This window comes from Bradyrhizobium canariense (assembly GCF_900105125.1).
GTDB classification, from domain to species: Bacteria; Pseudomonadota; Alphaproteobacteria; order Rhizobiales; family Xanthobacteraceae; genus Bradyrhizobium; species Bradyrhizobium canariense_A.
The window spans coordinates 1,468,119-1,481,767 of sequence record NZ_LT629750.1; the positions used below are offsets into that span (position 1 = coordinate 1,468,119).

Below are 13,649 nucleotides of genomic sequence, written 5' to 3' on the forward strand. Positions count from 1 at the left end.
TCGTCATTCGCCATCTTTGTGGCGAATTTTATGAAAAATGTGCACCGCAACAATATCGGGGCTGCTGGGCCCTGCCTCGAACTATCAGACTAGAGAAAATTCACCAGAAGACCGGTAAAGATGCCGGGCAGTCTAAACAGTCCAGTCACGCGTACCCAGGGGGACACACCTATGCTTACACGCCGCCATGTTCTCGCCTCAGCGATTGCCGCACCCGCCATCCTGCGCTTCGGAATCGGAACGGCGCATGCCGCCACGACCCTGAAGATATCCCATCAGTTTCCCGGCGGCACAATCGACAAGGGCGACTTTCGCGATCGGCTGTGCCGGATGTTCGCAGCGGAAGTTGCGAAACGAAGCGGCGGCGAGATTGCGGCCGAGATCTATCCGAACTCGTCGCTGATCAAGACCAACGCCCAATTTTCGGCGATGCGCAAAGGCGCCCTCGATGTCAGCCTGTATCCCCTTCCCTACGCCGGCGGCGAACTGCCGGAGACCAATATCGGCCTGATGCCCGGGCTGGTCTCGACCTACGACCAGGGGTTGCGTTGGAAGACCCAGCCGGTCGGCAAGGCCTTGACGGACTTCCTGGCCGACAAGGGCATCATCATCCTCACCTGGGTCTGGCAGGCCGGCGGCGTCGCCAGCCGTTCGCGTCCGATCGTTGCGCCCGAAGACGCCAAGGGCCTCAAGGTCCGCGGCGGTTCGCGCGAAATGGACATGGTATTGCAGACCGCCGGCGCTGCCGTGCTGTCGGTCCCGTCAAACGAAATCTACACCGCGATGCAGACCGGCGCCTGCGATGCCGGCATCACGTCCTCCACCAGCCTGATTTCGTTCCGGCTGGAGGAAATCGCAAAATCGCTCACCTCGGGCGCGAACGCTTCCTATTGGTTCATGCTCGAGCCGCTTTTGATGTCGAAGTCGATTTTCGACGGGTTGCCGAAAAATCAGCAGGACATCATTCGCGCCGTCGGCACCGAACTGGAAGCGTTCGGCAAGAAGGGAGCGCAGGACGACGATGCCGAGGTCGCGAAGATCTACGCCAAGGCCGGCGCCAAGGTCAGCGTGCTGGATGCCGCCACCGTCGGCAAATGGCGCGACATCGCGCGCGATACTGCATGGAAGGACTACGGTGCGAAGACCGCGAACGCTGCCAACCTGTTGAAGCTCGCGTCCGACGTCTCCGCGTGATGCACGGTCCGCTTCCGGATCGAAACGATCTTCCGAACGCCGCTGCGGGCAATACGCTCGTTGCGGTGTTCGAGCGTGGACTTGCGCTCTGCAACAACATCATCGTGGTGCTGGCGGCTCTGGCGCTGATCGCGGCCTGCATTGTGCTGACCGACAGCGTGCTCGGCCGCGCTCTGTTCCAAAGCCCGAATTACTGGCAGGACGAGGCTGCGGTATTTCTTTTGGTCGGCGCCACCTTCATGACCTCGGCCTATGTGCAGGGACAACGCGGCCACATCGGCATCGAGGCTTTCGTCGGATTGCTGCCGCCGATGGCAAATCGCATCCGGCTTTGGCTGGTCGATCTCGCGAGCCTGCTGTTTTGCTCGTTCTTTGCGTGGAAATCCTGGACGCTCACGCGCGACGCCTGGGTCGATGGCCAGGTGTCTAATTCGATGTGGTCGCCGCCGCTGGCTATACCGTACGGCCTGATGGCTGTCGGCATGACGCTGTTGTGCGTGCAGATCCTGCTACAGATCATTATTCCCTTCAGTGGTTCGGCGCGCCGATGAGCGTACTCGGAATTGGTATCAGTTACGGCGTTGCCACCCTGTTTGCGATGTTCTCGGGAATGCCGATCGCGTTCGCGTTGGGCGCGGTCGCAGTGGTGTTCATGGGCATCTATATGCCCGCCGCCTCGCTCGATACCGTCACGCAGAATGTGTATGAGGAAATGTCCTCCATCACGCTGCTGGCGATCCCGCTGTTCATTCTGAAGGGCGCGGCGATCGGCAGGTCGCGCGCCGGTCAGGACCTCTACACGGCGCTGCACGCCTGGCTGCACCGCGTACCCGGCGGGCTCGGCGTCGCCAACGTCTTTGCCTGCGCATTGTTCGCCGCGATGGCAGGATCGTCGCCGGCCACCTGCTCGGCGATCGGCTCAGCCGGCATTCCGGAAATGCGCAAGCGCGGTTATTCCGGCGGGTTCGCCGCCGGAATTATCGCCGCCGGCGGCACGCTCGGCATCCTGCTGCCGCCCTCCATCACGATGATCCTGTTTGCGGTCGCTGCCGAAAAATCGCTGGGCCGCCTGTTCCTCGCGGGCATCGGACCGGCGCTGCTGCTGGTCTCGCTGTTCGGCGGCTACGCCGTGTTCCGGTTTCGCAAGGAATATGCCGCCGCCAGCGCCGCCTACGCACAGAGCGGCGCGACGTCGGCCATTCTCAAGCACGACGATTTCACTTTTGCCGAGCGTTTCAACGTTCTGCCCCGGGTGCTGCCGTTCGTGATATTGCTGACGGGCGTCATGATCGCGCTTTACGGCGGCTATGCCACCCCCTCGGAAACCGCAGGGCTTGGCGGGCTGCTTGCGCTGCTGCTGATTGCGGTGATCTACAGCGTGTGGCGGCCGAGTGATCTGGCGCCGATCCTGAAATCGACAATCCGCGAGTCCACCATGCTGATGATGATCATCGGCATGTCGCTGCTGTACTCCTACGTCATGAGCTATCTGCATATCTCGCAATCGGCCGCGGAATCGGTTGTCGCGATGAACCTGCCGCGCTGGGAATTGCTCGCGGCGATCCTCGTGCTGGTCGTCATACTCGGCTTTTTCCTGCCGCCGGTTTCGATCATCTTGATGACCGCGCCGATCATCCTGCCGCCGTTGCGTGCCGCAAACTTCGACATCATCTGGTTCGGCGTCGTCATGACCATCGTGATGGAGATGGGTCTTATTCACCCGCCGGTGGGCTTGAATCTCTTCGTGATCCGCAATGTCGCGCCAGACATTTCGCTCAGCGAAGTGATCTGGGGTACGCTGCCGTTCGTGCTCTTGATGATGGCGGCGGTGGTGGTGCTGTGTTTTGTGCCCCAGATTTCGACCTGGCTGCCTGATCTCGTGATGGGACCGGACGGTCGCTGACGGCTACTTTGCCGCCCGGCCCTTCGCATTCAACGCCGACGCCACGCGGCTCACCGGTGGGCGTCCGATCAGCAGGCTGATCTCGTTGGTCGCTGCCAGCAGACGGGCCATGTCGACGCCAGTCGCAATCCCCATGCCCTCCAGCATGTAGACCACGTCCTCGGTTGCGACGTTGCCGGTTGCGCCGGGCGCGAACGGGCAACCGCCGAGACCGCCGGCCGCGGAATCGATCACGCGTGCTCCCTCCTCCATTCCGGCATAGAGATTGGCCAGGGCCTGCCCGTAGGTATCGTGAAAATGCATGGCGAGGTGAGCCATCGGCACGTGGCCGGCGACCGCGCGCAACAAATGCCGGGCCTTCGAAGGCGTGCCGACGCCGATGGTGTCGCCGAGCGAGACTTCGTAGCAGCCGAGATCCCACAGCGCCTGCGCGACATCCACGACGGCTTGCGGCTTCACTTCCCCTTCATAGGGGCAGCCGAGCACGCAGGAGATGTAGCCACGGACTTTGATGCGATCCGCCTTGGCGCGCGCGATCACCGGCTTGAAGCGCTCGATCGACTCCGCAACCGAGCAGTTGATATTGGCGCGTGAAAAACCTTCCGAAGCCGAAGCAAATACCGCGATCACCTTGGCGCCGGCCGCGCGCGCCGCCTCATAGCCTTTTTCGTTGGGGACCAGCACGTGGAATTCGCCGCCGGCGAGATGATTGACCTCGCGCAATACGTGGTCCGAATTCACCATCTGCGGAATCGCCTTCGGCGACACGAAGGCCCCGACTTCGATCGTATGCAGTCCGGCGTGGAGCAGCGCCTTGATCAGGGCGATACGATCCGCGGCGCCCACGGGCGTCTTTTCGTTCTGAAGCCCGTCGCGCGGGCCGACTTCGACAATGCGAACGGAATCGCTCATGGCTCGTTTCACCCGGCCGCCGGCTCGACCTCGGCGAGTTCGACGCCTTCCTGCACGATGTCGCCGACCTTGCATTTGATCTTTTTCAGCACGCCGGCGAACGGCGCGCGCAAGGTCTGTTCCATCTTCATGACCTCAAGCGTGAGAATCGGTGCGCCCTTCTCGAGCATGGCGCCCTCTTCCGCCAGCAACGCCACGACCGTACCCGGCAACGGGGCAACAATCCGATCTTCGCCGACTTGCTCCTCGGTCTCGCCGCCGAATGGATCGACCCAATGCAGGTCGAAACGGCCGTTGCGCGTCCGCAAATACAGTTCATGACCTTCGATCACGGCAACGATACGCGACCTCGTGCCATCCAGCGTCAAATCGAAGCCATCGTCATCCGCCCGCGAACAGGCAAAAACGAACTCGCGGTCGCCGATCGACAATTTGGAAGGCCCGTTGCCGTAGTGCAGGATGACCTGCTGTTCGCTGCCTGGGCCGCGGCGAAATGAAAATACCCGCTGGCGGCGGCCGACCGGCATCCAGCCAAAGGTCCGCCACGGCGACTGCGCCTCAGTTTGCGAATCCTTCTGCTCCTGGCCAAGGATTGCCGCCACCGCCGCGCAAAGTTCCAGATCGCCTGGCGCCTCGGACGTGACTGTCAGGTTCTTCAGTTCGCGTTCGATAAAGCCGGTGTCGATGGCATTGGCGCGGACATCCGGATGCGTCACCAGCGCCGAGAGGAAGGGAATATTGGTGACGACGCCGCGGACATCGGAGTCCTCGAGGCCCCGGTTAAGCCGCTCGATCGCGGCATCGCGCGTCGGCGCCCAGGCAATTACCTTGGCCAGCATGGCGTCGTAATACGGCGATACCGCATCGCCGGCGCGATATCCGGCGTCGATCCGCAGGCCGTTGGACTGTTCCGGCATGCGCCAGGTCTTGATGCGGCCGACCGACGGCATGAAATTCTTCTGCGGATTCTCCGCGTAAACGCGGGCCTCGATCGCGTGACCGTTGAGCGTGACCTCGTCCTGCGTTAGCGGCAGCTTTTCGCCAAATGCCACGCGCAGCTGCCATTCCACGAGATCGATGCCCGTGATCAATTCCGTCACGGGATGCTCGACCTGAAGACGGGTGTTCATCTCGATGAAGAACACGTCCTTGCCGTTGGAAACAAACTCGATGGTGCCGGCGCCAACGTAATTGACCGCAGCAGCCGCCTTGCGCGCGGCGGCGCACACGGCCTCCCGGTGCGCAGGGTTAAGGGTCGGCGATGGCGCTTCCTCGACCACCTTCTGATGCCGGCGCTGCAACGTACATTCGCGCTCGAACAGCGACAGCAGATTGCCATGGCTGTCGCCGATCACCTGCACCTCGATGTGGCGCGGATTTTCCACGAATCTTTCAATCAGCATGCGGTCGTCGCCGAACGCGGCTTTCGCCTCGCGCTTGGCGCTGACGATCGCCGGTGCGAGTTCGGCCGCTGAACGCACGATGCGCATGCCGCGGCCGCCGCCGCCGGCCGATGCCTTGACCAGGACCGGAAAGCCGATCTGGTCGGCGGCCTTCGCCAGGATCGCTTCGTCCTGAGCCTCACCGTGATAGCCCGGCACCAGCGGTACGCCGGCTTTTTCCATCAAGGCCTTGGAGCCGGACTTCGAGCCCATCGCGATCATCATGTCCGCGGTCGGGCCGACGAACACCAGCCCGGCATCCACGCAAGCCTGGGCGAATTCAGCATTCTCCGAGAGGAATCCGTAGCCGGGATGCACGGCTTCGGCGCCGCTCTGGCGAGCCGCTGCAATCACCCGCTCGATGTTGAGATAGCTGTCGCGCGCGCGCGCCGGTCCCAACAAGACGGCCTCATCGGCCTCGGCGACATGCAGGGCATCGCGATCAGCTTCGGAATAGACCGCCACGGTACGCAGCCCCATCGCCTTTGCCGTGCGGATCACCCGGCAGGCAATCTCGCCGCGATTGGCGATCAGCAGCGTGCGGAATCTTCGGTAAAGCCTGGAGCGATCCATTGTCACATCCTGAACAGGCCGAAGCGTGTCGGCTCGGTCGGCGCATTGGCCGACGCCGAAAGCCCGAGCCCGAGCACCAGCCGGGTGTCGGCCGGATCGATCACGCCGTCATCCCACAGCCGGGCGGTCGCGTAATAGGGATTGCCCTGGCTTTCATACTGGGCGCGGATCGGCGCGCGAAACTTGTCTTCCTCTTCCGCCGACCAGCTATCGCCCTTGGCCTCGATGTTGTCGCGACGGACCTGGCTCAACACCATCGAGGCCTGCTCGCCGCCCATGACTGAAATTCTTGCGTTCGGCCACATCCAGAGGAAGCGCGGACTGTAGGCGCGGCCGCACATCCCGTAATTGCCGGCGCCATAGGAGCCGCCGATTACGACGGTGAATTTCGGCACGCCCGCGGTCGCCACCGCCGTCACCAGCTTGGCGCCGTCGCGCGCAATACCGCCAGCCTCGTATTTCTTGCCGACCATGAAGCCTGTGATGTTCTGCAGGAACACCAGCGGGATATTGCGCTGGCAGCACAATTCGATGAAATGCGCGCCCTTCAACGAACTCTCGCTGAACAGGATACCGTTGTTGGCGATGATGCCAACCGGATATCCCCAGATATGGGCGAAACCGCAAATCAGGGTTTGGCCATACAGTTTTTTGAATTCGTCGAATTCCGAACCGTCGACCACCCGCGCAATGATATCGCGCACGTCGAATGGTTTGCGCCCGTCGGCGGAAACCACGCCATAGATTTCCTCGGACGCAAACAGCGGTTCGCGCGGCTCGCGCATGTTGAGTGTTGCGCGTTGCGGCGGCCTCAGCGTGGCGACGATGCGTCGCGCGATGCCGATCGCGTGACTGTCGTTCTGGGCGTAATGATCGGTGACGCCGGATTGCCTTGAATGGACGTCGGCGCCGCCGAGTTCTTCGGCCGACACCACCTCGCCGGTCGCCGCTTTCACCAGCGGCGGTCCGCCGAGAAAAATCGTGCCCTGATTGCGCACGATGATGCTCTCGTCCGACATGGCCGGGACATAGGCCCCGCCGGCGGTGCAGGAGCCCATGACAATTGCAATTTGCGGAATGCCGGCTGCGGACATCTGCGCCTGATTGTAGAAGATGCGGCCGAAATGCCGTTCGTCCGGGAAAATCTCGTCTTGCATCGGCAGGAATGCGCCGCCGGAATCGACCATGTAAACGCAGGGCAGATTGTTCTGCCGCGCGACGTCCTGCGCGCGAAGATGCTTCTTCACCGTCATCGGGTAATAGGTGCCGCCCTTGATGGTCGCATCGTTGGCGACAACCACGCATTCGCGCCCCGCGATCCGGCCGACGCCGGTGACGATGCTGGCGGAATGCACGTCGCCGCCATACAGGCCGTGAGCGGCCAGCGGCGACAATTCCAGAAAGGCGGTTCCGGGATCGATCAGCAGGTCGACCCGCTGGCGCGCCAGCATCTTGCCACGCGAGGTGTGCCTTACGCGCGAGGCCTGTCCGCCGCCATCGGCCACCTGATTGAGCTTTTCGCGAAGCTCTCCGACCAGCGCGCGCATGGCGTCGGCGTTGCGGGCAAAATCGGATGAAGTCGGATCGATACTGGAATGGAGCGGCATGGCCTCGGGTGGTTTCCTGGGCGGTTTTATGGTGCGCCGCGAGTGACGCGTTGGGCTTGCGTCATGGTGTCATTGCGCTGTCACCTTAGGCAACCCGGAAATTTCGGCCCAAGAGCGATCCAAGCCCGATCCAAAATCCATCCCGGGCAAAATCCCGGCAATTTCGACCCTCAATGGGTCCAGGGTTCACCGCGTCGGAACGCAAAATTGTCGGCATACGCCGCCTGACGGCGGGCCGGAGCCTTCGGTTCGAGAACCTGATAAGGGATGCCCTCGCGCTCGCAATAAGCCACAGCATCTTCCTTGGTGTCGAAGCGAAGGGTGAGCTGTTGCTTCATGTCGCCGGAAGAGGTCCAGCCCATCAAGGGCTCGATTGCCCGCGGCTGCTCGGGCTCGTAATCGAGCTGCCATTCCCGGGTCTTGGCGACCCCCGATTGCATCGCGTTTTTGGCGGGCTTAAAGATGCGTGCGGTCATTGGATAATCAGGTCCCGTGAGAGATGCGGCGTGGAAGCGCGTGGCACGAATGGCCGGGATAGTATAGAGACACCTTTCAGGAATTTGGTCGGTGATTCCCAGCCTTGGATGGTACGCTTTCCGAACCGGTATAGTCATTCTGCCGTGCTATGACAACTTGGCCGGTCGCTCGGCCGATAGCAGGTCCGGCAGGCTCGATCTTCTCGAAGGCATCACGGCGAAACGGCACCCATGAAAATCAACGCAACCCTACCTGAAAAAGGACGCGATCTCCGGCTCGACCTGTTTCGCGGGGTCGCCAACTGGGCGATTTTTCTGGATCACATTCCCGACAACGTCGTGAACTGGATCACCACACGAAATTACGGCTTCAGCGATGCCGCGGATCTGTTCGTTTTTATCTCCGGATATACCGCCTCCTTTGTCTATGCCCGGATGATGATCGAACGCGGCTTCATCGTCGGCGCCACCCGCCTGACCAAGCGCGTCTGGCAACTCTACGTCGCCCATATCATCCTGTTCGTCATCTATATCGTTTCGATCGGCTACGTCGCACAGCGCTACAGCGACCCCGAGATCATCAACGAGTTCAACGTGGCGGGCCTGGTCGATAGCGCCGTCGAAACGCTGCGCCAGGGATTGCTGCTGAAGTTCAAGCCGGTCAATCTGGATGTGCTGCCGCTTTACATCGTGCTGATGGGATTTTTCCCGCCGGTACTCTGGATCACGCTGCGCCGGCCCAATCTGACGATGCTGGCTTCGATCGTGCTGTGGCTGACGGCCCGGCATTTCGGCTGGAATTTCAGGGCCTATCCGGCCGGCGTCTGGTACTTCAACCCGTACAGCTGGCAGGTGCTGTTCGTCTTCGGCTCATGGTGTGCCCTGGGTGGCGCGCGGAGATCGATGTCGATCATCATGTCGCCGATCACCCTTTATCTCTCGATCGCCTATCTCATCTTTGCATTGATCATGACCATGGCCGGCAAGTTTCCGGATTTTGGCGCCATGTTCCCGCATTGGCTCTTTGATGCCTTCAATCCCAACGACAAGACCAACCTGGCGCCCTATCGTTTCCTGCATTTCGTGGTGATCGTGATCATGGTCATCCGGTTTGTGCCGAAGGATTGGCCGGGCCTGGAATGGAAGATGTTCGATCCCCTGATCGTCTGCGGTCAGCAGTCGCTTGCCGTGTTCTGCGTCGGCGTGTTCCTCTCTTTCGTCGGACATTTCGAATTGATGATGAGTTCGGGTTCGCTGTTCGCGCAGATTTTTGTGAGCGTGACCGGAATAGCGATCATGACCGTCGTCGCCTACTACATCTCCTGGTCGAAAAGACAGGACAAGCCGCAAAAGCCACCTGCGGCGGCGGCTGCCAAGGCAGCGTGATCGGGGTCGGCTAATCGAGACCGCTCAATCGAGATTGGTCGATCTCACCGTTCCGAATCCGGAGTGCGACTTTTGCCGCCGGGTTTAGCGACCAATTTTCCTTTCGAGGAAACTTCACCCCACGAAGTGGACCAGCCGACTTCCAACCCCTCGTTTTTCCGGACACCATGCCGTCTGCGCTTTCCCTGCAGCGCGAACATGGCGCCCTGAGGGTCTATGCATCGGGCGACCCAGACGCCATCAAGCACTTCAAGTGGGCCTTCGAAAATCCGGCCGCCGCCGGCTTTCACGCGCTGCGCCGCCGCATCGATATCGTCGACGTTGAAGTAATAAAGCCAGAACGGATACGGCTCCCGTTCGCGCTTGGCGAACATGCCGCCGATCGTCTGCCCTCCGGCTGAAAACAATTGATAGGTATCCATCGCGCCGATTTCGGCGCCTGCTTTCTGCCAGCCAAACAAGTCAGCGTAAAAAGCAGACGCCTTGTTCGGATCGGCAGCGAGCAGCTCATGCCAGCCCACACGCCCCGGTTGATCAAGTTCACTCGTCTGATCCTGGCCAAGCTTTAGTCCGTTGGCCAACGCAAGTGTTGCGGTTTGCGGATCAGCAACTACTGAAATGCGACCGATGTTGGTATTGGTCGGCGGGACATACACTGTTCCGCCCAGACGCTTGAGGCGGCCGGTCGTGACGTCCACGTCGTCGACGCCGACATATCCCATCCATCTCGGCGTCGCGCCTCTTTTCGTCGCTTCCTTCGGCAGCTCCATGAGGCCGCAGATCGCAGCCTTTCCGGAGGTAAACAGCGTGTAAGCCAGATCGGCCGTCGACGCGTCCCGGACGTCCCAGCCGACAACCGTGGCGTAGAAGGCCTTGGCCGCCGCGACGTCCGTCGTCATCAGCTCGTACCAGGCAAAGCGTCCATGATAATCAGCCACGTACAGGTCTCCGTACCAACCTCAGACAGCCGCGACGGATGGATTGGCGAACGCGGGTTCCGATGGGATGTTACAAACTGTTTCGCAATTGCGTGAAGAGGCACGCGCCAGCGACGGCGACTTTCTCGTCGAGGTTGTCATGCGTGATATCGATGATGAACAACGGATGAATGGAAAGGCAATTTCATTCATCAAGATGAACCAAACCTGTTGCTTTAGCGACGAACGACGGTGCAGCATGTGCAATCGTCTTGCATGGTAGATTTGCACGAGGTAGAGTCCGCGCGCTGGAGTCAAACCAATTTTGCAAGGCATGGAGGTTGCTACTATGGCACGGGTAAAACAAGCATCGAAGAAAAAACACGTGACGAAATCCGTTCCGGTGCTGGGGGCAGCCGGCTTGACGTTTTCAATGATTGGAGGCGCGTCAGCAGCAGCCGTACCGACGGCAGACGTAGCGCAGTCGCCGACCGTTGGTCTCGGTCATCAGGTCACGCTTGGTGAGGAAGAAATCGCCGACGTCAGCCTGGCGACGTTCCATGTGTTCGACAAGGAAAATGTTGGCAGCGGCGTGCAGGTAGCCTGGCGCGGTTGCGGCGGCTGCCGGGGTTGCCGCGGTTGCAGAGGCTGCGGCTGCCGGGCTTGCCGTGGCTGCGGCGGCTGCGGTGGATGTTGCGCTTCCTGGGGCTCTTGCCGCTTGTGCTGAGCCAGGCAGTTCGCCGATCAAGTTGACATACGCAAATCGATATGGCCGGGTCCGACAACGTCGACCCGGCCAAACCATGTTTTGTTTGCAGTGCGGCATCGCCGGTGCACGACGGCAGAACTGCGCATGACGGCCAAATAGGTCTCCACCTTGTCAAAAAAATCTCGCGTCCAGGCCGGACGCAAAAAAACCGTCGTTCAAAAGACACGCCCGAAATCCGCGAAACGGAGCGGCGGGCAAGCCAAGCGCGCCAGCGCCACGAAACGCAGGTCGGCTACCGCGCGGCGCGTGGTCCAGGACGTTCCGCAGTTCGCGCCGAACTTCACGGTCTATGCGTTGCCGCCCGATGCGGTGTGCCTCTATTCCGAGGACCGGAAGTTCTTCCTTCACGGCGAACTTTACTGCGCGCTCGCGACAGCGATCGGGAAAGGCGGAAAGAGTTTTGCCCAGCTCGCTCAGGAGTTGTCGAAGAATTTTCCGCCCGATAAAATCGAAGAAGCTCTCAAGCGGCTGATGGAGCGCGGCTATATCGTGCCGGCTTCGCCGTCTCTACCAGCCGTTGTGGACGGCTATTGGGCCAGCCTCGGCCTGCCGCCCGGCGTGGCGGAGCAAAATCTTGGCAATTGCCGTGTGCGCGTCGAGGCGATCGACGTGAAGGGTGCGGCCGAACTCAGTACCGCCTTAAGCGATCTCGGCGTCCAGGTCGTGAAACGATCCCCTGACCTGACGGTCACGCTGGTAAACGACTATCTCGAACGACGACTGGCTGAGTTGAACCAACAGCGCGTGTCGGACCGCTCGCCGTGGTTGCTCGTGCAACCTTCGGGTGCCTTTCCACTGGTGGGGCCTGTGTTCACCCCCGGCAAGACTGCCTGCTGGACTTGCCTGTTCGATCGTATGATCCGGAATCGCGAGGTCAAAGGCTTCCTCGATCGCGGACCAGCGCATCCGGTCTCCGTTTCACCGCTGACGCGCAACACGCTCGGACAAGGCGCCATTCAATTTGCCGCGCTCGAAGTTGCCAAAGCGATTGCGACGGGCTTTCGCACCGAGTTGAACGATCACATTGTCAGCCACGATCTCTTGGGCTCAACCATCGCCAAGCATTATGTGGCGGCACGCCCGCAATGTCCGACCTGCGGCAGCAAGAAGCTCATCGACCCGCGCCGCGCGCCGGAACCGATCGAGCTCAGCGGTGGCGCCAAGCTGGTAATGACGAGCGGCGGCTATCGCACCGTATCGTCGCGCTCGACAGTGGCGCGCTTCCGAAAGCATGTGAGCCCCCTCACCGGCGTGCTGACGCGGCTCGAGCGGATCGAAGCCGATTTGCCGATGAACACCAATTTCTTTGCGCAGCATAATTTCTCCGCGCCGGCCCAGAACATCAACCAGCTCCGCGATGGATTGAGCGGCGGCAGTTTCGGCAAGGGCAGCACCGCCGAGCAGGCTGAAGCCAGCGCGCTGATGGAAGCGATCGAGCGTTATTCGGGGATTTTCCAGGGCGACGAGATCAGGGTGACGCGCCGGTTCACGGATTTTGCGCCGGGCGACGCCATTCTTCCCAACGACGTCCTGCTGTTCAGCGACGCGCAGTCCCGGGAAGATCAGGCACGGTCAGACGGGGCTGAACAGACGGTCCCTGCCGCATTCGATCCGTCGGCCGAGGTCGAGTGGTCACCGGTCTGGTCATTGCGCGACGGACGCTTCAAATACCTGCCGACCAGCCTGTTGTATTTCTTCTACAGTGGCCCGGCTTCGTTCCAGGCGGATTCCAACGGCTGCGCCGCCGGCAACACGCTTGAGGAGGCCATCGTTCAGGGGTTCCTCGAACTGGTCGAGCGCGATGCCTATGCAATCTGGTGGTACAACCGATCGCAACGGGCGGAGGTCGATCTCGACCAGTTCAACGACTCCTATGTCAGCGATCTCAAGGCCCAGCTTGCCGACACCGGGCGCAAGCTCTGGGTGCTCGACGTCACCAGCGATCTCGGCGTTCCGACATATGTGGCGATCCTGCACTGGATGCAAAACGGTCAGGAAAATATCGAGTTCGGTTCTGGCGCGCATTTTGATAAGCGCATCGCGATGCTGCGCACGTTGACGGAACTGAATCAGTTCCTGTCGATTGGTTTGATGGGCGGCGGAAGCGGCGAGAAGCCGAGCCTTGATGGCACGACGCCGTTGCACCTGCCGAACTATCCATTCCTGACGCCAAGCAGCAAACCGACGATCCCGATGGGCGCGAGCTCGGAACCTCTCCTCAATACGCGCGATCAGGTGCTTGCCTGCGTCGATATCGCTGATCGTGCCGGCCTCGATTTCCTCGTCCTCAATCAGACACGGCCTGACGTCGAAGTCCCGGTCGTCAGGGTCATCGTTCCCGGACTGCGGCATTTCTATCGCCGCTTCGGACCAGGCCGGCTTTACGACGTTCCGGTCAAGCTTGGATTGCGCGATCAGCCGATACCGGAAAACGAGCTGACACCGTTCCTTCCTCATAGCTAAAGGATTT

General features: G+C 61.2%; 10 protein-coding genes. 5 read left to right on the top strand and 5 right to left on the bottom strand.

Translation table 11 applies throughout. From position 1 onward, the window contains the following. Positions 1–171: 171 nt before the first annotated feature. Genes dctP through BLV09_RS07235 form a run of 3 tightly spaced genes read left to right on the top strand, consistent with a single transcriptional unit; the run spans position 172 to position 3,097 of the window. Positions 172–1,194: a TRAP transporter substrate-binding protein gene (dctP, locus tag BLV09_RS07225; protein ID WP_100381697.1), complete on the top strand. Its 1,023-nt coding sequence runs from the start codon at positions 172–174 to the stop codon at positions 1,192–1,194. Beyond that, complete coding sequence (locus BLV09_RS07230; protein ID WP_100381696.1) at positions 1,191–1,745, top strand: TRAP transporter small permease; 555 nt, start codon at positions 1,191–1,193, stop codon at positions 1,743–1,745. Before dctP ends, BLV09_RS07230 begins: the two co-directional genes overlap by 4 nt. Beyond that, positions 1,742–3,097 (top strand): TRAP transporter large permease, encoded by a 1,356-nt coding sequence (locus BLV09_RS07235; protein ID WP_146686789.1) that lies wholly within the window; start codon positions 1,742–1,744, stop codon positions 3,095–3,097. Before BLV09_RS07230 ends, BLV09_RS07235 begins: the two co-directional genes overlap by 4 nt. 3 nt (positions 3,098–3,100) lie before the next feature. Here the strand turns inward: BLV09_RS07235 and BLV09_RS07240 are convergent, their stop codons facing one another. The 4 genes from BLV09_RS07240 to BLV09_RS07255 form a co-directional block, all read right to left on the bottom strand. Then, on the bottom strand, positions 3,101–4,009 hold the full coding sequence (locus BLV09_RS07240; RefSeq protein WP_146686790.1) for a hydroxymethylglutaryl-CoA lyase: 909 nt from the start codon (positions 4,007–4,009) through the stop codon (positions 3,101–3,103). Between the two features lie 8 nt (positions 4,010–4,017). Beyond that, positions 4,018–6,024, bottom strand: coding sequence for an acetyl/propionyl/methylcrotonyl-CoA carboxylase subunit alpha (locus BLV09_RS07245; RefSeq protein ID WP_146686791.1), 2,007 nt, complete (start codon positions 6,022–6,024; stop codon positions 4,018–4,020). Positions 6,025–6,026: 2 nt separating this feature from the next. After that, positions 6,027–7,631, bottom strand: coding sequence for a carboxyl transferase domain-containing protein (locus tag BLV09_RS07250; protein WP_146686792.1), 1,605 nt, complete (start codon positions 7,629–7,631; stop codon positions 6,027–6,029). Between the two features lie 170 nt (positions 7,632–7,801). After that, a complete protein-coding gene (locus BLV09_RS07255; RefSeq protein ID WP_100381691.1) occupies positions 7,802–8,107 on the bottom strand; it encodes an ETC complex I subunit in 306 nt (101 codons plus the stop codon). A 231-nt stretch (positions 8,108–8,338) separates the two neighbouring features. Here BLV09_RS07255 and BLV09_RS07260 point away from each other — a divergent pair, with 231 nt between their 5' ends. After that, a complete protein-coding gene (locus BLV09_RS07260) occupies positions 8,339–9,493 on the top strand; it encodes an OpgC domain-containing protein (protein WP_100381690.1) in 1,155 nt (384 codons plus the stop codon). A gap of 44 nt (positions 9,494–9,537) precedes the next feature. On the opposite strand, the gene BLV09_RS07265 is transcribed toward BLV09_RS07260, so the two are convergent. After that, positions 9,538–10,431 (bottom strand): VOC family protein, encoded by an 894-nt coding sequence (locus BLV09_RS07265; RefSeq protein ID WP_244548989.1) that lies wholly within the window; start codon positions 10,429–10,431, stop codon positions 9,538–9,540. A gap of 994 nt (positions 10,432–11,425) precedes the next feature. Here BLV09_RS07265 and BLV09_RS07275 point away from each other — a divergent pair. Beyond that, entirely contained in the window at positions 11,426–13,642 is a 2,217-nt protein-coding gene (locus tag BLV09_RS07275) for a TOMM precursor leader peptide-binding protein (RefSeq protein ID WP_146686794.1), read from the top strand. Positions 13,643–13,649 lie beyond the last annotated feature (7 nt).